We start from the raw sequence: 19190 nt of genomic DNA, 5'->3' as shown, positions 1-19190 counted from the left end.
CCAATACGTTGTCTGGGTTGGGAGATTTCAAGACAGGGTGTCTGGGTGGGGTGCCATTTACCTGTCTTGCGGGCTTCCAGCGGCGGTTCGGCTTCGGCTTGGGATATCTGTCCCTGATTGGGTTTCGAGTCTTTTGCGTGGCTTTGGCTTGCATCGTGTGGTAGGCTCGGCGCAGGCGTACACGTGATGGCCGACCACCTCTCAAAGAGGCGTGCCTTTCTACCCGGGACACAACGGGTGAGGGGTAATCCAGGGGAACCAGGGGCGTGCACGCTGAGCTGCGAGGGTAAGTAATAGCCCGTACTGCCGGGCCTCCGAGACCAGCGAACCAGGACACACCCGTGTGCGGGTGTGAAGAGTTCGTACGTCGGGAGGTGACCGTTCGATGACCACGCTGCAACAACCCCAACATCCCGTGCTCGGGGCCGTGGTCGCGATCACCAACGCTCTGGGCGGGGTCGCGGAGGCGAATCCGGCGTTCATGGCCACCGACCAGAAGGCCGCCACGCTGCTCGAGATCGCCCGCGCCAAGGCCCAGCTGGCCGAGCTCGAGCTCCGGGTGCTCGCTGTTGCTGCTGATGTGGCCACCGACTCGGCCGCGCGTGATGTGGCGGCGTGGTTGCATCACCACACCCACCAACGCCCCGAGACCCTGCGTGCCGACCTCCGTCTCGCCGAGGCACTGGACCGTTCCTACACGCTGGTCGCCGAAGCGATGCGCTGTGGCGACTGCAACCCGGCCCAGGCCCAGGTCATCGTCGCCGCCCTCGACGACCTCCCCAGAGACCTCGACCCCGAGATCAAGACGAAGGCCGAAGAGGCGCTGGTCGCCTACGCCACCGAGTTCGACCCCACCCGGCTACGCCGCCTCGGGCGCCGGATCCTGGACCTGATCGCCCCCGAGATCGCCGAGGCCGAAGAAGCCAAACGGCTCGCCGCGGAGGAGGCCCACGCAAGGAAGAAGACCCGGCTGGCCATGCGGCGGCTCGGGGACGGCACCACTCGGATCTCCGCGGTGGTTCCGGATGCGGCTGCCGACCGGTTGGCCACCAACCTGGAAGCCTTCGCCTCGCCCCGGCGTGATGACGGCACCCGCACCGAGACCGGCGAGTACCTGCCCTACGACCGCCGGCTCGGGCTCGCGTTCTGCCAGCTGCTGGAGACCCTCGACCCCGCCCGGCTCCCGATCCACGGTGGAGACGCGACCACGGTGATCGTCACGATCGATATCGATCAGCTCCGCAATCAGGCCGGGGTCGCCCAAGTCCTCGGCGGCAGCCCGATCACCGCAGCCGAAGCCCGCCGCCTGGCCTGCACCGCCGGCATCATCCCCGCCGTCCTCGGGGGAGACTCCGAAGTCCTCGACCTCGGCCGCAAGGAACGGTTCTTCACCGCCGCCCAACGCCGCGCCCTCCTGCTCCGGTCAGCGACCTGCGAGGCCGAAGGGTGCGACATCCCCGGCACCTGGGCAGAGGCCCACCACTGGATCGCCTGGACCCAAGACGGCGCCACCGACCTCGACAACGCCGCCCTCCTCTGCTCCCATCACCACCACCGCGCCCACGACACCGCCTACCTCCACGAACGCCTCCCCAACGGCGATGTCCGCTTCACCAGACGCACATAGGTCGGTCAACAGCGCGTCCGTCTCACTTCGATGAAGCCGAGAGATCCTCGGAATCAGTTAGCGCTACAATTTGCGCATGCATGCAAATACGCAACCTCCGGTGTGGGGGGATGACGTCGTCACTCTTGCCGTCGAGGTGCTGCGGATGCTGGCCGATCCCACGCGCCTGCAGGTGGCGGGGCTGTTGTTGGACGAGGAGCGGTCGGTCTCCGAGCTCGCCGGGATGCTGGAGAAGCCGGTGCCGGGGGTCTCGCAGCATCTGGCGAAGATGCGGATGGCGCGGCTGGTGACCACGCGGAAGGAGGGGACCTCGGTGCTCTACCGCGTGGAGAACGGACACGTGCGCCAGCTGGTCCTCGACACGATCGGTCACGTCGAGCATCTGCTGGACCAGGTCCCGGCGCACCACCGGTCGGGGGACGAGTCGGCATGACCCACACGCTGCACGATCACCGACACGACCAAGGCCAAGGCCATGGTCATGGGCACGGGCACGGTCATGGGCACGGGCATGCGCACGACGGAGGATGGGCCCGCTTCCGCCATGCGGTCTCGGACGTCTTCGGAGCGCACTCCCACGATGCCGCGGATCAGGTCGACGAAGCCCTCGAGGCGGACGTACGGGGCCGCAGGGCGTTGTGGATCAGCCTCGGTGTCCTCGCGCTGACGGCTGGCATCCAGGCGGTCGTCGTCGGTCTGACCGGCTCGGTGGCCCTGCTGGGGGACACGCTCCACAACGTCGCCGACGCGCTGACCGCGGTGCCGTTGCTGGTGGCGTTCTGGCTGGCGCGGCGCCCGGCCAACGACCGGTTCACCTATGGGTACGGTCGGGCCGAGGACCTGGCCGGGCTGTTCGTCGTGGCGATGATCGCTCTCTCCAGCATCCTGGCGGGCTGGGAGGCCGTCGACCGGTTGTTCCATCCGCGCGAGGTCGAGCACGTCTGGGCGGTCGCGGCGGCGGGGGTAGTCGGGTTCTGCGGCAACGAGATCGTCGCGCGCTACCGGATCCGGGTGGGCCGTCAGATCGGCTCGGCCGCCCTGGTCGCGGACGGGCTCCACGCGCGTACGGACGGCTTCACCTCGCTGGCCGTGGTGTTCGGTGCTGCCGGAGTCGCGGTCGGGATGCCGTGGGCCGACCCGCTGATCGGGCTGCTGATCGCGGTCGCGATCCTCGGAGTGCTGCGCTCGGCGCTCAAGCAGGTCGGCGCCCGGCTGATGGACGCGGTCACCCCTGATGACGTCCGCAGGGCAAGGGAGGCGGTCGGCACGGTCGACGGCGTGCTCGAGGTCCGCAGCCTGAGGCTGCGGTGGATCGGGCACACCCTCCACGCCGACGGTGACATCACCGTGTCCGCCGACCTCCCGGTCTCCGCCGGCCACGACATCGCCCACCACGCTGAGGAGCACCTCCTGGAGGCACTGCCGCGGCTGACCAGCGTGGTCCTCCACGTCAGCCCCGACGGCGCGCACGCCTAGGATCTGCGTCGATGAACATCTTCGAGTTCGACGGCAAGAGTCCGCAGATCCATCCCGACGCCTGGGTGGCGCCGACGGCGACGCTGATCGGTGACGTACGCCTCGGGCCCAACGCCAGCGTCTGGTACGGCGCGGTGCTGCGCGCCGACGTCGGGCCGATCGTCATCGGCGAGGGCTCCAACGTGCAGGACAACTCGGTGCTGCACGTACGCCCGGGATCCTCGCTCGAGATGGGGCCGCACAGCACCATCGCCCACGGCTGCGTCGTGCACGGCGACCGGATCGGGACCGGGTCGCTGATCGGCAACGGGGCGGTGGTCTCCGACTCCGTCGTCATCGGTGACGGCTGCCTGGTCGCGGCCGGCGCGATGGTGGTCGAGGGGACCGAGATCCCGGACCACTCGCTGGTCATGGGTGTCCCGGCCAAGACCCGCGGCACGATCGAGCCCGGCACCAACCCCGCCGCGATCCTGGAGCTCAACGCGCCGGGCTACGTCGAGTTCATGAAGCTGCACCGGGCGACCGTACGCCCGGTGCAGGGCTAACCCTGACCCTGAGGTTGAGGGTTCAGTCGGCGCCGCATTCCACACAGTGGAGCGTGCCGACCCGGCGGTCGGCCTCGCAGGTCGAGCACGGGGCGATGGTCTCGCGGCCGCAGCCCTCGCAGTGCTTGCCGCGGACCGGATAGCCGCAGTAGGGGCAGTCTCCCTTGCGGACGCGCATGGCCGGGATCCGCTTGGCCAGGAGCCGTTGGACGGCGACGAACACGCCGACGGTGGCCGCGGCGCCGAGCAGCGACAGGATGAGCGGCCCGAAGTCGGCGTACTCGAAGGTGTAGTGGAAGGCGAAGACCAGGGCCATGATCACGCCGGTCGCGGCGAGGGCGAAGCCGAGCGGAAGGAAGCGCGAGCCGCTGCGTCGCAGCCGGTAGAGGACCCAGAATCCGACCAGGCAGAGCAGGATGACGAAGCCGAGGCGGAAGCCGATCTGCATCGCTTCATGACCGGGTATCTCACACGCCGTCTCGCCGTTGTTGCACTGGTCCCAGTCCATGTAGAGCGGCCACCAGCCGGCCACCTTGACGTAGAACCAGACGGTGCCGACGAGCAGGAAGGCGGTCAGTGCGACCGCCAGGAACCGCTCGCTGCGGGTCGACTCGACCTCGTCGGCGGAGATGGTGGTCTTCATGGCGTGCTCCTGTGGGCTCGGGTGCGGGCGTGGAAGCCGACCTCGAGACGGCAGTCGAGGGCGGCAGCCACCCGGAGAAGGGTGTCGATCTTGGGTGGGCGGGAGCCGGACTCCAGTCGAGCGATCGCCGACTGGGTCGTCCCGCAGAGCTCGGCGAGCTCGCGCTGGGACAGGCCCCGCGCGACCCGGTGCTCGGTGACCTGGGTGGCGATCCCGACGTAGAACGCGGTGTCCTCGTCGTCGATGCTCATGAAACCGAAGGTATCGCAGTTCTGCTATGCCTGTCCATAGCAGAACTGCTATGGATTCGGTGAGACGATTCGGGGGCCGGGTCGCGTACGGCCTAGTGTTGACGCTCGTGAAGACGTTCGACGAGCTCTGGGCCGAGCTGAGTGAGAAGGCCCGGACCCGACCTGAAGGATCCGGCACCGTGGCACAGCTCGACGCCGGGGTCCATGCGATCGGGAAGAAGCTGGTCGAGGAGGCCGCCGAGTCCTGGATGGCGGCCGAGTACGAGGGCAAGGAAGCGACCGCGGAGGAGATCTCCCAGCTGCTCTACCACGCTCAGGTGCTCATGCTCGCCAGCGGCATCTCGATCGACGACGTCTACTCACACCTGTAGGGAACCCCATGCCTGACAACAATCCGACCGACATGCTCCGGATCGCCGTGCCCAACAAGGGCTCGCTCTCCGTCGCGGCCTCCGAGCTCCTGCGCGAGGCGGGCTACCGCCAGCGCGAGGATTCCAAGCGCCTGACCCTCATCGACGAGGAGAACGGCGTCGAGTTCTTCTACCTGCGCCCGCGCGACATCGCGCTCTACGTCGGCGAGGGCACCCTCGACATCGGCATCACCGGCCGCGACCTGCTCCTCGACTCCGGCGCCAAGGCCGACGAGGTCGTCGGGCTCGGCTTCGGCCGCTCGCGGTTCCACTTCGCGGGCCGTGCCGGCGACTTCACCGCGATCGAGGAGCTGCGCGGCAAGCGGATCGCGACCTCCTACGTCGGGGTCGTCTCGGCCTTCCTCGAGCGCGAGGGGATCGACGCGAGCGTGACCCGTCTCGACGGCGCCGTGGAGACCTCGATCCAGCTCGGTGTCGCCGACGCGATCGCCGACGTGGTCGAGACCGGCTCCACGATGCGCCAGGCCGGCCTGGAGATCTTCGGTGAGCCGATCATGCACTCCGAGGCCGTGGTGATCACGCGTTCGGGCGCCCAGCTGGGGGCTGCGTACGAGACCTTCCGCCGCCGCCTCGACGGCGTCCTGATCGCGCGCAGCTACGTGATGATGGACTACGACATCCGCGCCGAGTTCCTCGCCGAGGCCTCCGCGATGACGCCCGGTCTCGAGGGTCCGACGGTCAGCCCGCTGCACCGCGAGGGCTGGGTCGCCGTCCGCGCGATGGTGCCGAGCAAGGGCTCGCAGAAGCTGATGGACGACCTGTACGCCGTGGGTGCCCGCGCGATCCTGCTGACGGAGATCAATGCCTGCCGGATCTGACCCCACCGCAGCTGAGCGACCGGTGAAGCTGCCGCACACCTGGCGCCCGCTCGGGGCGCGCGTCATGGGCTGGTTCCTCGTCGCGGCTCTCGCGGTGATGTGCACGATGGTCTGGGTCGGCTTCACGCCCGAGATCAAGGCCCAGGTGACCATGTTCGAGCGGCTCACCTTCGGCGCCGTGGGCCTCGGGATCGTGACCTGCGTGTACGCGCTGACCAGGTCGCGGGTCGTCGCCCGCACCGACGGCCTGACCGTCGTCAACGGCTTCAAGCGCCGTGATCTGGAGTGGGCCGAGGTCCTCGCGATCAACTTCCCTCGCGGCGCGCCGTGGCCCAACATCGACCTGGCCTCGGGCCACAACATCTCCGCGCTCGGCATCCAGGCCTCCGACGGAGGCTCGTCGAAGAAGGCTGTCCGCACGCTGCGCGCGCTGGCCGAAGAGCTGTCCTAGCAGCGACCCTGCGGCGAACCGTTTACTACGCTTCGGGGAATCCTCGCCGGAACTGCTGATAGCCACGCCCGCAGCGTCCTAGCGTGTCTGCGTGATCACATGGACTCGTGCCATCGCCGTGCTGGCGGCGGTGCTCACCCTGGCCTCGACGGTGCCGGCCCAGGCCGCGCCGGTGCACCCGGTCGGCACCTGGGGTGCCTCGGCCGACGAGGTGGGCGGTCAGACCGGCGCCGCCGGCTTGGCGGACCGGTCGGTGCGCAACCTGGTGCACACCTCGCTGGGTGGCTCCGGCGTACGCATCACCCTGTCCAACGCGTTCGGCGACCGTCCGGTGACCTTCGCCTCGGCACACCTGGGTCTGGCCGGTGACGGTGCCGCGGTGGTGTCCGGCACGAACCGGCAGCTGACCTTCGACGGCGCCGAGGAGGTCACCGTCGCCCCCGGCACCGAGGTGCTCAGCGACCCGATCGAGGCTGCGGTGCCGGCCGATACGACCCTCGCGGTGAGCTTCCACGTCGTCGGCGAGAGCGGCCCGATCACCGGGCACGACGTGGCCACGCAGACCTCCTACGTCTCCGGGACGGCGGGCGCGGACGTGGCCGGCGAGGAGTCGGGTGCGGCGTTCACCACGGAGATCTCCAGCTGGTACTGGGTCGAGAGTGTCGTCGTCGAGAAGCCGCGCCGCGTCAAGACCGTGGTGCTCTTCGGCGACTCGATCACCGACGGCAACGGCTCCACGGTCGGCGCCGACCGGCGCTACCCCGACGTGCTGGCCGACCGGGTGGCGGCGAGCTCGTTCGCCGGCCGGTTCGCGATGATGAACGAGGGCATCTCCGCCAACCGCGTCCTCGCCGACTCGACCGGTGGCCAGCGCGGTCTGGACCGCTTCCGGCGAGACGCCCTGGACCAGCCCGGCGTCTCGACGGTCGTGCTGCTGGCGGGGATCAACGACATCCGCTGGGACGACGCCGACGAGGCCTCCGACCTGATCCAGGCCTACCGCGATCTCATCGCCCAGGCGCATGCCGAGGACGTGTGCGTCGTCGGCGCCAGCCTCACCCCGTTCGAGGGCGGCAGCCGCTACACCCCCGCGCGCGACCGGGTGCGGCTCGCAGTCAACGAGTGGATCCGGACCTCCGGTGAGTTCGACGGCGTCGTCGACTTCGACGCGGCCACGCGAGACCCCGCGCGACCGGCGCGGTTCCTGCCCGCCTACGACTCCGGGGACCACCTCCATCCCGGCGACGCCGGCTACGCGGCGATGGCCGATGCGTTCGACCTCGGGCTGCTGGAGTGTGACCGCTGAGGGTCAGCGCCGGCCGACGAGGACCGCGAGAGTGATCGCCGACAGCGCCAGCGAGATCGTGGCCCCGGCCGCGTCAGGGGCGAACAGCGTCGGGATGCTCACCAGCCCGGCGATGTCGAAGCCTCGTGCCGCATTGATGAACAGCGTGACCGGCATGGCACCCATCGGCGTCGAGACCATGACCGAGGCGTAGTCCGGTGGCGGCGCGGACAGCCACCGGGTCCACGCCGCCAGTGCGCCGAGGCCGACAGCGGGCGCCAGCAGCGGATGCGGCAGTGCCCACAGACAGCCCAGGCCGTACGTCACCAGCAGGGCCGTCGGCACGACGAGCGCCCCGAGCCGGAGCTGCCAGGACCTGGCACCCAACAGCCGCACGAGCCCGCTCGAGCGCGACAGGACCCGCACGCCGGCGCCGAACGGGACAGCGGCCCAGAACCCGATCACGACCATGACCGGCACGGTCAGGGCGCCGGCCCCGGCCGCCTCGAGCGCGTACGCCGGCAGGACCGCGGCCGCCAGGACCAGCACGCGCAGCGGTGTCCGGCCCAGCCTGATGACGTCGGCCGTGACCAGCGCCAGCGGCCCCTTGGGCCCGCGCGGACGCCGGGGCCGAACGACAGCGCGCTGCCCGCTGGTGTGCTGAAGGACGACGTCGTAGGCCAGAGCGGTGTCGAGCCCGGCGAGCGCACCGGAGAGCCCGTTCGCCAACCCGTGCCCACGGGTGAGGTCACGGCGACGGAGCCCGCCGAGGCGGCGGTGACCGAGCGCGGCCACCGTACCGGCGAGCGGCGCCGTCGCAGCGGGTGCCAGCCACCACCGCTCGCCGGCGGGCGGTGCGAACCCGCTCGTGATCCCGGCGGCCACGCCTGCCAGGGTGGCGAGGGCCGCAAGGGCGGCGATCGGCCCGATCATCCGCCAGACCGAGCGGGTTCGTGACTGGGCCACGGCCCCGGCCGCGTACGTCATCGACGCCAGCGCGGCCGCGGTCAGTGCCAGGGCGCCGACCGTGATCAACGGCCATCCCGCCGTCACCGCTGCGAGGGCCGCCAGGGCCGCCGCGGCCACGGCGGCGAGCACCAGCATGGTCCAGTACTGGCGCCGCAACCACCGTCCGCGGTCCACCGGTGTCGAGAGCACCATCGCCGAGGTCGCCGGAGACGCCATGAGCGGCCCCAGGAGCCGAAGCACCGCGGCACCCAGCGCCAGCCAGATCAGCACGACGAGAACCGGTCCTGCGGTGCGCGTCCCGACGCACGTCTCGCCGGTGCACGCCGCGACGGCCTGCCCGGCGTTGATCACCGCGCTCACCAGCCCGGAGCCGTAGACGAGGACGGTGAGCAGGCCGAGGTATGCCTGGTAGAGCATCTCTCCCCAGGGTGCCGTCACCCGGCCGCGACGCCAGGATCGGATCAGCCCGCGGATCTCGGCGGGTGTCGGGGCGTCGGTGGTCATGCGATGTCGGGCGAGGATCCGAGGCGTACGACCTCGTCGGCCACGGCCTCGACGACGGCCGGATGGTGGCTGGCGAACAGGATCCCGACGCCGGCCTCCTTCTCGCGTGCGAGCAGTCCGGCGAGCCAGTGGACGCCCTCGGCGTCGAGCCGCTGCTCGGGCTCGTCGAGCAGGAGGAGCCGCCGCGGTCGCACCAGCAGCGACGCCAGGGCGAGGCGTTGACGCTGGCCCGAGGAGAGCGAGCCGGGCAGCTGGCTCGCCTGGTCGATCAGGCCCACCTCCTCGAGCACACGGTCGACCGTGCCCGTGGGGTCCTCGACCCGGTGGGCGTGGGCGAGGAGGTCGAGATGCTCGACGACCGCGAGGTCGGGGAAGAGGTCCAGGTCGTCGAGGAGGGTGGCGACGTCCCGGCGCACCTGCGCGGAGCGTTCGTCGTACGCCTTCTCGTCGAGCAGCACCTCGCCGGTCGTCGGCTCGTCGACGCCGGCGACGCAGCGCAGCAGGGTCGACTTCCCGGACCCGTTCGCCCCGGTGAGGGCGATCGCCTGTCCGGGCTCGAGGGTCAGATCGAGTCCGTCGAGGACGGCATGCTCGCCGTAGGACCTGCTGAGCCCGGAGACCTTCAGCAGGGTCATCGGACCGCGGTGATGCCCCAGGTGACCTCGAGGCGCTCGTCGGGGGCGAGCGCGATCAGGTCGGTGCCGGAGTTGAACGCGTCCGGGGGAGCGGTCATCGGCTCGACGGCGAGACCGCCGCGTGCGGGTGACTGGTCGTCGGCGCTGTAGACCATCAGCCACGGATGGCGCTCGTCGACCCAGAGCGCGACGCCCCCGTCGGGGCCGACGACGGTGACCGTCGCCCGTCCGTCCTCGCCGCGGTCGAGGTCGGTGAAGGCGTGGTCGAGGACGACGTCGCCGACAGGCTTGGCGGAGGTGAAGTCGTAGTCGGTGCCGGCCGTCGGCTCGCTCGTGGTGGGCAGCTTGCGCTCGGGGTCGGAGAGCAGCCGGGTCCGCGCCGGGAGGGTGAGCGTCCAGGTATTGACCGGGCCGGCGCCGGCGGTGAGATAGGGGTGGGCGCCGACGGCGTAGGGCGCGGGGGAGTCGGCGTGGTTGGTCGCCGCCTGGGTCACGGTGAGCCCGTCGGGACCGATGGCGTACGTCACCTCGAGGTCGAGCGTCCACGGGTAGCCGCTCTGTGCCATCAACCGGGTGGCCAGGGTGATCGAGCTCTTGGCCTCCTCGATGGGCAGCCACTGCGCCCAGCGCACCAGCCCGTGGGAGGCGTTGTTGCGCGCGACCTCGGTGACCCCGAGCTGATAGGTCTTCCCGCCGAACTCGTAGCGGCCGTCGCGGACCCGGTTGGGCCACGGCGCCAGCAGCTGACCCTTGCCGCCGCTGGACTGCTCCTCGTCGCCGAACCCCGCGATCAGCTCCCGCCCCTCGTAGGACAGCAGGCGCAGCGCGCCGCCACTCTCGGTCACCGTCGCGGAGTAGCCCCCGCCGTCGATCGTGAACTGCTCTCCACTCGGTCTCAGCACGCTCACAGGCTATCGAGGTGGCCGGTACGCCCGGTGACCGGTCGGGTTAGCCTCGGGCCATGGAGCGACGACAGCTGGAGTTCTTCCTCGCCATCGCCGAGGCGGGCAGCTTCACCAGCGCCGCGGCGCGGCTCCACGTCGCCCAGCCGTCGTTGTCGTACGCCGTGCGGGGGCTCGAACGGGAGCTCGGCGGTCCGCTCTTCGAGCGCCACGGCAGGGGCGTGCGGCTCACCCCGGCGGGGTCGGCGCTGCTCGGTCCGGCCCGCCGGGTCGTACGCGGCTTCGAGCTCGCCGCGGGCGCGGTGCGGTCGGTCTCGGACGAGGGGTTCGGCCGGCTGCGGATCACCTCCAGCACGGTGTGGGCGGTCGAGCCGCTGGTGCCGGTGCTGGCCGAGTTCCGGCGGATCCAGCCCGCCGCGCAGGTGGTCGTCACCGACCCGCAGCACCGATCCGACGTCCTGGACCAAGTGCGCAAGGGCGAGGCGGACGTGGGGCTGATCGACGGCGCGACGCCGCACGGCCCGTTCGGCTCGCACCGGCTCGCCGAGCACGAGCTCGTAGCGGTCCTGCCGCCCTCGGGCGAGGCACCGGAGGAGGTCCGGATCGAGGAGCTCGCCGAGATCGGCCTGATCGCGACGCCGGCCGGCACGGCGCTGCGTACGTTCCTCGATGCCCGTCTCGAGGCGGCCGGCCTGCCCACCGAGGTCGCCATCGAGACGGCACACGTCGCCTCGATCATCCCGCTGGTGCTGGCACGGGCGGGGGTGGCGGTGCTGACCGAGGGCATGGCCGGAGCGGCGTCGCGGGCCGGCGCACAGATCGTGCCGCTCGTCCCGGTGGCCCGGGTGAGCGTGTCCCTGGTGTGGCTGGAGGAACGCGGCGACGCGTTGGTCGAGCAGTTCGTCGCGCTGGCTCAGGACCTCACCGATCTCTGACCGAGATATAGAGACTCTCTATCGCAGCATCTCGATCCTGGTCTTGCTCAGCGCGCGGACGTGCTGGAACACCCGAAAGGTCAATGTCTAGTGTGTTAGACATATATGAACCGATTGGATGGAGCACGCATGCGCCGCCCCCAACGCCTTGCCGTGGCAGCCCTCGCCATCGTGGCGACAGCCGGCACCCTGACCGCCTGCACGACCGCGAGCGAGCGTGACGGCTTCGCCCAGAGCGACTCCGGGGGAGCCGAGGACTCGGTGGTCCTCGCCGAGCAGCCGTGGGTCGACCTCCAGGTCGAGAACGAGATCGCCGTCCAGATCCTCCAGGAGCTCGGCTACGACGCGAGCATCAAGAAGAACCTGTCCGTCGAGAACGCGGCGACCGCGGTCTCCTCGGGCCAGATCGACGCCTACCTCGGCAACTGGTGGCCCTCGCAGGAGCCCAGCTTCGGCGACCCGATCGACGAAGGCGACGTCGAGGTGCTCTCCACGATCGTGAAGGGCACCGAGTACGCCCCGGCGATCCCCGGCGACGTCGCCGAAGAGCTCGGGATCGCTTCGCTCGCCGATCTCGACGCCAACGCCGCGAGGTTCGGGAAGAAGATCTACGGCATCGAGGCCGGCTCCCCGGGCAACGAGACGATCCAGAAGGCGATCGACGAGGACGCGTACGGCCTGGGGGACTGGAAGCTGGTCGCCAGCGGCACCCCGGCGATGCTCGCCCAGGTCGAGAAGTCGCAGAAGGCCGGCCAGCCGATCGTCTTCCTCGGCTGGAGCCCGCACTGGATGACCGTGCAGTTCGACGCTGCCTTCCTCGAGGACCCCGACAAGGTCTGGGGCGGGGCCGGTGAGATCCGCACCGTCACCCGCAAGGGGTTTGAGGACGACAACCCGGAGATCGCCGAGCTCCTCGCGAACCTGACCTTCACCACCGACGAGGCCGGCCAGTTCTACTACGACCACGACAAGTCCGGGAAGGAGCTCGCCGACATCGCCGAGGCGTGGATCGACGACAACCCCGACAGAGTCGCCGAGTTCCTCGACGGGGTCGAGGACGCCGACGGCGAGAAGGCGGAGATCTGATGAGCGAGACGAACCACACCGCCGAGCCCGCGATCGTCGGGCGAGGGCTGAGCAAGGTCTATGGGCTCGGCAGGAGACAGGCCGAGCGGGCGCTGGCCGCCCAGGACCCACGCGCGGCGGCCGCCGCCGCGGGCGGCTATCTCGGCGCCCACGAGATCGACTTCGAGATCGCCAAGGGGGAGATGTTCGTCGTCATGGGCCTGTCCGGCTCGGGCAAGTCGACCGTGCTGCGGATGATCAACCGGCTCAACGAGCCCAGCGCCGGCGAGCTCCTGATCGACGGCGAGGACATCACCAAGGTCTCCGATCAGCGGCTGCGCGAGCTCCGCAACAACGGCATCGGCATGGTCTTCCAGCACTTCTCGCTCTTCCCGCACCGGACGGTGCGGGAGAACGCGGCGTACGGCCTGAAGGTACGCGGCATCGCGAAGCCGGAGCGCCTCGAGAAGGCCGACGCCGCCCTCGACCGGGTCGGCCTGGGTGGGCGCGGCGACAAGTTCCCACACGAGCTCTCCGGCGGCATGCGGCAGCGGGTGGGTCTGGCCCGCGCGCTGGCGGTGGACCCGCCGATCCTGCTGATGGACGAGCCGTTCTCGGCGCTGGACCCGCTGATCCGGCGCGACATGCAGGACCTGCTGGTCGAGCTCCAGGCCCAGGATCAGCGCACCACGGTCTTCGTCACCCACGACCTCAACGAGGCGATGCGGATCGGCGACCGGGTGATGGTGATGCGCGAGGGACGGGTCATCCAGCTCGCCCCCGGACCCGAGATCGTGGCGCATCCCGCCGACGACTACGTCAGCGAGTTCGTCTCCGACGTCGACCGGGCCCGCGTGCTCAGCGCCGCCGACCTGATCCGGCCGGCTCGCCTCGTGCTCCCCGAGGACATCACGCCTCACGACGCGCTGCGCAGGCTGGGAGAGAACGAGGTGACCGGTGCCTTCGTGACCGGCGCGGACGACAGGCTGCTGGGTGTCGTGACCGACGACCGGCTGGTGAGCCTGACCCGCCGCGGCGCCACGAGCGTCCACGGCGCGCTGGGCGAGGACTTCCACCAGGTCAAGGAGAGCGACGTGATCGGCGACTTCATGCATCTGGCTGGCCGCCAGGTCGTGCCCGTCACCGTCCTCGACGAGGACGGCAGGCTGCGCGGCGTGGTGCCACGGGGCGCGATCCTCTCGGCGCTCTCCACCGTGAACGACGAGGCCGCGGAGGTGGCCCATGCCTGATCTTCACATCGGCGACATCGGCGAGAACATCATCAACTTCCTCACCGACAACCTCGGTCCGTTCTTCGACGGCATCAAGGAAGCGCTGAACTTCCTGCTCCGGATGGTCTACAACGTGCTCGGCGGGCTGCCGCCGATCGCGATGATCATCGTGCTCGCCGTGATCGCGCTGGTCGTCACCCGCCAGGTCGTGCTGACCCTGGTGCTGACCGCCGGGCTGCTCCTGATCGAGTCGATGGACCTGTGGTACGAGACGATGCAGACCACCACCTCGGTGCTCGTGGCGGCGCTCGTCGCGCTGGTGATCGGCATCCCGCTGGGCATCTGGTCGGCCTTCTCGCCACCGTTGCGGGCCGCGCTGCGGCCGATCCTCGACCTGATGCAGACGCTGCCGGTCTTCGTCTACCTGCTGCCGACGATCCTCTTCTTCGGCGTAGGTGACGCGCCCGGTCTGGTCGCCACGATCGTCTTCGCGCTGCCGCCCGCGGTCCGGCTCACCCAGCTCGGGATCAACCAGGTCGACCCCGAGACCGTCGAGGCGGCCACCGCCTTCGGCGCCGGCCGCTGGGAGATCCTGCGCGAGGTCCAGCTCCCGCTGGCGCGCGAGTCGATCATGACGGGGGTGAACCAGGTGATCATGCTGGCCCTCTCGATGGTCGTCGTGGCCGGCCTGGTCGGCGGCTCGGGCCTCGGTGGAGTGGTCGTCAACGCCGTCCAGGGCCTGCAGATCGGTGCCTCGATCGAGGGCGGTCTGGCCGTCGTCGTGATCGCGATCTACCTCGACCGGGTCTCGGCTGCGCTCGGTGGCCAGCGTGGCCTGGTGCCGTCGTGGTGGCCGAAGCTGGGCCGCGGTCGCGGCGCCCACGTGAGGACCGCCGAGCCCGAGCTCACCCCCGCCTGACCCGCAATCCCCGATCGGAGGAGAACGAACGTGACCATCACCGAGCTGCACCGGCCCGCGGACGTCGTCGAGACGACCTCGGGCGTACGGATCCGCCGCGCCGGCGCCCGGATCGGCGCCGTCATCGAGGGCCTGCACCTGGCCGAGGCAGACGACACCCAGATCCAGGACGTACGCAACGCCCTGCTGCGCCACAAGGTGCTCTTCTTCCGGAGCCAGGACGGGCTCACCGACGAGGCGCAGAGCGCCTTCGCGGCCCGGTTCGGTGAGCTGACGACCGCGCACCCGACGGTCAACACCGGTTCCGGGCGGGTGCTGAGGGTCACCGCGAACGCCGGGATGGCGGCCAACGCGTGGCACACCGACGTCACCTTCGTGGATCGGGTCCCGGCGATCTCGGTGCTGCGCGCGGTCACCCTGCCGCCCTACGGTGGGACCACGATCTGGGCGAACACCGTGGCCGCCTACGACCGGCTCCCGGTGCCGCTGAGGGCACTGGCCGACGCGCTCTGGGCGGTGCACACCAACTCCTACGACTACGCCCAGCGCGACGAGGAGCACGAGCAGCCCGACGCCAACTACTCCCGCGACGACTTCGCCTCGATCCACTTCGAGACCCGGCACCCGGTCGTCCGCGTGCACCCCGAGACGGGGGAGCGGTCGCTGGTCCTGGGCAGCTTCGTCAAGGAGTTCGACGGGCTCACCTCCACCGAGTCGGTCCACCTCTTCAACCTGCTCCAGGACCGGGTCACCAAGCTCGAGAACACCATCCGCTGGGCCTGGCAGCCCGGTGACGTGGCGATGTGGGACAACCGGGCCACCCAGCACTACGCGGTCGCCGACTTCGACCATCACCCGCGCGAGATGCGCCGGGTCACGGTCGCGGGTGACGTACCGGTCTCGGTCGACGGGCGGCGCTCGGAGGTCCTCCAAGGTGACGCGCGGGCCTACAGCCGGCTGGACGAGCTGATCTCCTGACCTCCGCTGGCTTGACCAGCGGGGTCTAGGTCGTCACGACCACGTCGGCGCGGGCCATGGTCAGGTCCGCGGTGAAGTGTTCGGCCTCTGCGGCCGCCCAGGCGTCCCAGTGGGGTGCGAAGGTGTCGCCGTCGCGGTCGATGCCGCGTCGCTTGCGCTCCTCCTCGGGTGCGTCGACCCAGGCGAGGGCGGTGCGGAAGCCGTCGTACGCCGCGGCGCCGCTGCCGACACCCTCGATGACGAGCAGCGGGCTCGGGGGGACCAGCACGGTCTCGGTGTGCTCGCGTGCGTGCCAGTCGTAGCGGCGGTAGGAGCCGGGGGCTCCCTCGACGAGGGGGAGCAGGATCGTCTCGAGCTGGGCGATGCCGTCGGCGAGACCGTCCCAGCCGGCGTACAGGTCGTCCATGTGGATCACCGGGGCTCGGGTCATCTCGGCCAGGGATGCGGCCAGCGTCGTCTTTCCTGAGCCCGCGGGGCCGTCGATGCAGATCAGCCGTCCGGGACCGAGTGTGGCTGGACGGCTCATCGCGATCGTGAGTAGATCGGCGGCCGGCTGGCCGAAGCGATCAGTGGAGTCGGTCAACGTCAGGAGATGCCGTACTTCTTCAAGATGTCGTTGACGTCGGCCATGTCCTCGTCATCGTCGTCGACCGCCGGGCCCTTGGCTGTCCTCGGAGCCGCGACCGAGGCCGGGCCGGCCGAGCCCGCGGGCGCTGCGCCGGCGGCCCCCTTCCGGGCTGCTCGGCTCGGCTTCTCCTTGGTGGGCAGGAGGCGGGAGACGAAGATCAGCACGATCGCGATCGCGGCGAGGCCGAACCCGATCCAGACGGTCGGGCTGAAGACCAGGCGTGCGGCCCAGTCGCCGATCGCGTCGACGATCCGGCTGCCGGCGCGCAGCAGCCCGGTCAGGTAGGCCGCCGGGGCGAGCAGCGTCCACCCGAAGGCCCTCACGCCGGCTCCGAGGCCGCGCCGTCGGAACGCGACCCAGGTCCAGATCGCGCCCAGAACGGTGAGCGCTGCGGCTAGTGCGAGGTAGGCGCCTTGGTCCATGCCCACAGTCTTCCACCGTCCCGGTCGTCCGGCACCCGGACTGTCCCCGATATCGGCCCTGATCTTCGGCTGAGGTTCAATGGAGTCGATGAACGACAAGCGACTCCTCGGCACTGCGTTTCCCGGCGACACCGGCGAGACCAGCCCCGAGGTCGCGTCCGTGATGAGGTCGTACGCCGCGGGTCAGGCCACCCACGCCGACGTGCTCACCACGCTCGCCTCCGCCCGGGTACTCGTCCCGGTCGTCGCGGTGCTGGGCGAGGTCGAGGTCGACGATGCCGGTCTGGCCCACGACAAGTCCTCCGACATGGCCACCGTGCTGCTCACCGGCGCCGACGGCCGGCAGGCGCTGCTCGGGTTCACCGGCACCGCGCCGCTGCAGGCGTGGCAGGCCGACGCCCGCCCGGTACCGGTCTCGCTGCGCGATGCGGCCCAGGCCGCCGTCCACGACGGCGCCGATGCCCTCGTGCTCGATCTCGCCGGTCCGGTCCCGTTCGCGATCGAGGGCGATGACCTGCAGAAGGTCGCCGAGGGCTGGCAGCTGGCGACCGTCGGGCCGCGTACGGCCTGGGTGCGGCCCTAAGGATTGGGCACCGCGGGGAATGTTGCAGTAGTGTTCCGTGTTGACCGATCAGCCGACGTACGCCGTCGGTTCGATCCAACAAGCGGAGATCACGACAGCGTTCTCCCACCCGCATCGACCGCCCAGCAACAGAGGTCGTCGGGTCCGGTCCCGAAGACAGTGTCCCAGAAGTTCATGGGTCTATGGATTCGGTGGTGCGAGCCCGATCGTGGGTGAGCGTCCTGACTGGCTTCCGCTTGTGACAATCCAGCGGAAGCCTTTTTTGATTTCCGGACCGCCCGTGCACGCGGCCCGGAAACCGAGATCCAGAGCCTCCGCAGCCACAACAACTGGAGGACACATCAGCACTGAGCTTCGTATCAACGACCGGATCCGGGTTCCCGAGGTCCGCCTCGTTGGTCCCAACGGAGAGACGGTCGGCATCGTGCCGACCCCTGACGCGCTGCGCCTGGCCCAGGAGGCCGACCTCGACCTGGTCGAGATCGCCCCGCAGGGCAAGCCGCCGGTCTGCAAGCTCATGGACTACGGGAAGTTCAAGTACGAGAACGCCCAGAAGGCCCGTGAAGCCCGTCGAAACCAGACGAACGTGATCATCAAGGAGATGAAGCTTCGTCCGAAGATCGACAAGCACGACTACGAGACCAAGAAGGGTCACGTCGTGCGGTTCCTCAACGCTGGGGACAAGGTCAAGATCACGATCATGTTCCGTGGTCGTGAGCAGCACCGTCCCGAGCTCGGCTTCCGCCTGCTGCAGCAGCTGGCCGACGACGTCCAGGAGCTGGGCTTCGTCGAGTCCTCGCCGAAGCAGGACGGCCGCAACATGATCATGGTGCTCGGCCCCCACAAGAAGAAGGCCGACGCCAAGGTCGAGGCCAAGGAGGCCAAGGAGGAGAAGGCCGCCGAGCGCGCCGCCGACGAGGCCGCCGAGAAGGCGGAGCGTACGGCCGCGAACGCCTCCCGCCCGGTGTCGGCTCCCAAGCCCAAGCGCCGCTCGGAGAACCTCGACCCCGACATCGACCTCTGAGTCGATCCACTGACTTCCGCCGCCGCGGCGCCCCGTGACCGGCCGGACGACGAGAGAAGGAAGAACTATGCCGAAGAACAAGACCCACTCCGGTTCCAAGAAGCGCTTCAAGGTGACCGGTTCCGGGAAGATCCAGCGCCTGCAGGCCGGCCGCAAGTCCGGCGCTGCGTTCGCCTCCGCGCCGACGACCGGCTCGCGCAAGAAGCACCGTCGCAACGCCGGTCTGGTGGAGCTCGCCCCCGCCGACGTCAAGCGCGCGAAGAAGCTGCTCGGTCTCTGACCGCTGATCACCCGAACTTTCCCCAGAGCATTCAAGGAGCACTGAAATGGCACGCGTCAAGCGCGCAGTGAACGCTGCGAAGAAGCGTCGCACCACCCTCGAGCGGGCCTCCGGTTACCGTGGCCAGCGCTCGCGCCTCTATCGCAAGGCGAAGGAGCAGGTCACCCACTCGCTGGTCTACGCCTACAACGACCGCCGCAAGAACAAGGGCAACTTCCGCAAGCTGTGGATCCAGCGGATCAACGCCGCCGCGCGTGCCGAGGGCATGACCTACAACCGCTTCATCCAGGGTCTCAACCTGGCCGGCATCGAGGTCGACCGCAAGATCCTCGCCGAGCTCGCCGTCAACGACGTGGCCGCGTTCAACGCGATCGTCGCCCAGGCCAAGGCTGCGCTGCCGGAGGACGTCAACGCCCCGGCGAACGCCTGAGCCAGATCTCGGCTGAGTTAGATCTCGTAGGGACGCCCGTCGACGCATCAGCGGAGGCGGGCGTCGCTGCGTGCTCGGGACCGTTCGACTTGGCGGCATTCTCCCGCCATGGCGGGAAAATGCCGCCGCGAACGTCTAGCAAGCAGTTCCTTTCCCC

Annotated in this window: 24 protein-coding genes; 17 read left to right on the top strand and 7 right to left on the bottom strand. The window is 69.9% G+C overall.

The genetic code is table 11. The annotated features are described in order from the left end of the window. The first annotated feature begins 385 nt into the window (after positions 1–385). The 4 genes from ACFU7D_RS11185 (at position 386) to ACFU7D_RS11170 (ending at position 3648) form a co-directional block, all read left to right on the top strand. Positions 386–1627 carry a DUF222 domain-containing protein gene (locus ACFU7D_RS11185; RefSeq protein WP_378866981.1) on the top strand — a complete coding sequence of 414 codons (1242 nt, stop codon included), beginning with the start codon at positions 386–388 and terminating at the stop codon, positions 1625–1627. Between the two features lie 76 nt (positions 1628–1703). Further along, positions 1704–2060, top strand: a complete 357-nt coding sequence (locus ACFU7D_RS11180; RefSeq protein ID WP_378730301.1) for an ArsR/SmtB family transcription factor — start codon at positions 1704–1706, stop codon at positions 2058–2060. After that, a complete protein-coding gene (locus tag ACFU7D_RS11175; protein ID WP_378866978.1) occupies positions 2057–3103 on the top strand; it encodes a cation diffusion facilitator family transporter in 1047 nt (348 codons plus the stop codon). The genes ACFU7D_RS11180 and ACFU7D_RS11175 overlap by 4 nt, the downstream gene beginning before the upstream one ends. Positions 3104–3114: 11 nt before the next feature. Further along, the gene (locus tag ACFU7D_RS11170) at positions 3115–3648 is read left to right on the top strand and encodes a gamma carbonic anhydrase family protein (RefSeq protein ID WP_378866975.1); all 534 of its coding nucleotides are present in this window, start codon (positions 3115–3117) and stop codon (positions 3646–3648) included. Positions 3649–3670: 22 nt separating this feature from the next. On the opposite strand, the gene ACFU7D_RS11165 is transcribed toward ACFU7D_RS11170, so the two are convergent. Both ACFU7D_RS11165 and ACFU7D_RS11160 read right to left on the bottom strand, forming a co-directional pair. Beyond that, the gene (locus tag ACFU7D_RS11165; protein ID WP_378866972.1) at positions 3671–4291 is read right to left on the bottom strand and encodes a hypothetical protein; all 621 of its coding nucleotides are present in this window, start codon (positions 4289–4291) and stop codon (positions 3671–3673) included. After that, on the bottom strand, positions 4288–4542 hold the full coding sequence (locus ACFU7D_RS11160; protein ID WP_378866969.1) for a helix-turn-helix domain-containing protein: 255 nt from the start codon (positions 4540–4542) through the stop codon (positions 4288–4290). Before ACFU7D_RS11160 ends, ACFU7D_RS11165 begins: the two co-directional genes overlap by 4 nt. 107 nt (positions 4543–4649) lie before the next feature. Between ACFU7D_RS11160 and ACFU7D_RS11155 the strand changes: the two genes are divergently transcribed. From ACFU7D_RS11155 to ACFU7D_RS11140, 4 genes are all read left to right on the top strand, one after another. Next, on the top strand, positions 4650–4913 hold the full coding sequence (locus ACFU7D_RS11155) for a phosphoribosyl-ATP diphosphatase (RefSeq protein WP_008359350.1): 264 nt from the start codon (positions 4650–4652) through the stop codon (positions 4911–4913). Positions 4914–4921: 8 nt separating this feature from the next. Next, positions 4922–5791 carry an ATP phosphoribosyltransferase gene (gene hisG, locus ACFU7D_RS11150; RefSeq protein WP_378866966.1) on the top strand — a complete coding sequence of 290 codons (870 nt, stop codon included), beginning with the start codon at positions 4922–4924 and terminating at the stop codon, positions 5789–5791. Beyond that, positions 5775–6242, top strand: a complete 468-nt coding sequence (locus ACFU7D_RS11145) for a PH domain-containing protein (RefSeq protein WP_378730321.1) — start codon at positions 5775–5777, stop codon at positions 6240–6242. Before hisG ends, ACFU7D_RS11145 begins: the two co-directional genes overlap by 17 nt. A 91-nt stretch (positions 6243–6333) precedes the next feature. Then, positions 6334–7548 (top strand): SGNH/GDSL hydrolase family protein, encoded by a 1215-nt coding sequence (locus ACFU7D_RS11140; RefSeq protein ID WP_378866963.1) that lies wholly within the window; start codon positions 6334–6336, stop codon positions 7546–7548. A gap of 3 nt (positions 7549–7551) precedes the next feature. On the opposite strand, the gene ACFU7D_RS11135 is transcribed toward ACFU7D_RS11140, so the two are convergent. From ACFU7D_RS11135 to ACFU7D_RS11125, 3 genes are read right to left on the bottom strand one after another with little or no spacing between them, the layout of a single operon-like run. Beyond that, positions 7552–9000 (bottom strand): DUF6297 family protein, encoded by a 1449-nt coding sequence (locus tag ACFU7D_RS11135; protein WP_378866960.1) that lies wholly within the window; start codon positions 8998–9000, stop codon positions 7552–7554. Beyond that, on the bottom strand, positions 8997–9635 hold the full coding sequence (gene ccmA, locus ACFU7D_RS11130) for a heme ABC exporter ATP-binding protein CcmA (RefSeq protein ID WP_378866958.1): 639 nt from the start codon (positions 9633–9635) through the stop codon (positions 8997–8999). Before ccmA ends, ACFU7D_RS11135 begins: the two co-directional genes overlap by 4 nt. Continuing rightward, positions 9632–10537, bottom strand: a complete 906-nt coding sequence (locus ACFU7D_RS11125) for an aldose 1-epimerase family protein (protein WP_378866955.1) — start codon at positions 10535–10537, stop codon at positions 9632–9634. The genes ccmA and ACFU7D_RS11125 overlap by 4 nt, the downstream gene beginning before the upstream one ends. A 59-nt stretch (positions 10538–10596) precedes the next feature. On the opposite strand from ACFU7D_RS11125, the gene ACFU7D_RS11120 reads away from it, so the two are divergent. From ACFU7D_RS11120 to ACFU7D_RS11100, 5 genes are all read left to right on the top strand, one after another. After that, positions 10597–11472 (top strand): LysR family transcriptional regulator, encoded by an 876-nt coding sequence (locus tag ACFU7D_RS11120; RefSeq protein WP_378866952.1) that lies wholly within the window; start codon positions 10597–10599, stop codon positions 11470–11472. 129 nt (positions 11473–11601) lie between these two features. After that, positions 11602–12558 (top strand): ABC transporter substrate-binding protein, encoded by a 957-nt coding sequence (locus ACFU7D_RS11115; protein WP_378866949.1) that lies wholly within the window; start codon positions 11602–11604, stop codon positions 12556–12558. Continuing rightward, the gene (locus ACFU7D_RS11110; protein WP_378730335.1) at positions 12558–13787 is read left to right on the top strand and encodes a glycine betaine/L-proline ABC transporter ATP-binding protein; all 1230 of its coding nucleotides are present in this window, start codon (positions 12558–12560) and stop codon (positions 13785–13787) included. The genes ACFU7D_RS11115 and ACFU7D_RS11110 overlap by 1 nt, the downstream gene beginning before the upstream one ends. Next, positions 13780–14688: an ABC transporter permease gene (locus ACFU7D_RS11105; RefSeq protein ID WP_378866946.1), complete on the top strand. Its 909-nt coding sequence runs from the start codon at positions 13780–13782 to the stop codon at positions 14686–14688. The genes ACFU7D_RS11110 and ACFU7D_RS11105 overlap by 8 nt, the downstream gene beginning before the upstream one ends. A gap of 30 nt (positions 14689–14718) precedes the next feature. Then, the gene (locus tag ACFU7D_RS11100) at positions 14719–15666 is read left to right on the top strand and encodes a TauD/TfdA dioxygenase family protein (protein WP_378866943.1); all 948 of its coding nucleotides are present in this window, start codon (positions 14719–14721) and stop codon (positions 15664–15666) included. Positions 15667–15691: 25 nt separating this feature from the next. Here the strand turns inward: ACFU7D_RS11100 and ACFU7D_RS11095 are convergent, their stop codons facing one another. Next, positions 15692–16192 (bottom strand): uridine kinase, encoded by a 501-nt coding sequence (locus ACFU7D_RS11095; protein ID WP_378866940.1) that lies wholly within the window; start codon positions 16190–16192, stop codon positions 15692–15694. Between the two features lie 59 nt (positions 16193–16251). Further along, positions 16252–16716 carry a hypothetical protein gene (locus tag ACFU7D_RS11090; protein WP_378866937.1) on the bottom strand — a complete coding sequence of 155 codons (465 nt, stop codon included), beginning with the start codon at positions 16714–16716 and terminating at the stop codon, positions 16252–16254. 88 nt (positions 16717–16804) lie between these two features. Between ACFU7D_RS11090 and ACFU7D_RS11085 the strand changes: the two genes are divergently transcribed. From ACFU7D_RS11085 to rplT, 4 genes are all read left to right on the top strand, one after another. Next, a complete protein-coding gene (locus tag ACFU7D_RS11085; RefSeq protein ID WP_378866934.1) occupies positions 16805–17299 on the top strand; it encodes an SseB family protein in 495 nt (164 codons plus the stop codon). 280 nt (positions 17300–17579) lie between these two features. Beyond that, positions 17580–18323, top strand: coding sequence for a translation initiation factor IF-3 (infC, locus tag ACFU7D_RS11080; protein WP_378730347.1), 744 nt, complete (start codon positions 17580–17582; stop codon positions 18321–18323). A gap of 67 nt (positions 18324–18390) precedes the next feature. Beyond that, on the top strand, positions 18391–18603 hold the full coding sequence (locus ACFU7D_RS11075) for a 50S ribosomal protein L35 (protein ID WP_141804417.1): 213 nt from the start codon (positions 18391–18393) through the stop codon (positions 18601–18603). 46 nt (positions 18604–18649) lie between these two features. Continuing rightward, entirely contained in the window at positions 18650–19033 is a 384-nt protein-coding gene (rplT, locus tag ACFU7D_RS11070; RefSeq protein WP_141804418.1) for a 50S ribosomal protein L20, read from the top strand. The last annotated feature ends 157 nt before the right edge of the window (positions 19034–19190 follow it).

Source organism: Nocardioides sp. NPDC057577 (assembly GCF_042801335.1).
Lineage (GTDB): Bacteria > Actinomycetota > Actinomycetes > Propionibacteriales > Nocardioidaceae > Nocardioides.
This window is presented reverse-complemented; position numbering and strand designations above follow the sequence as displayed.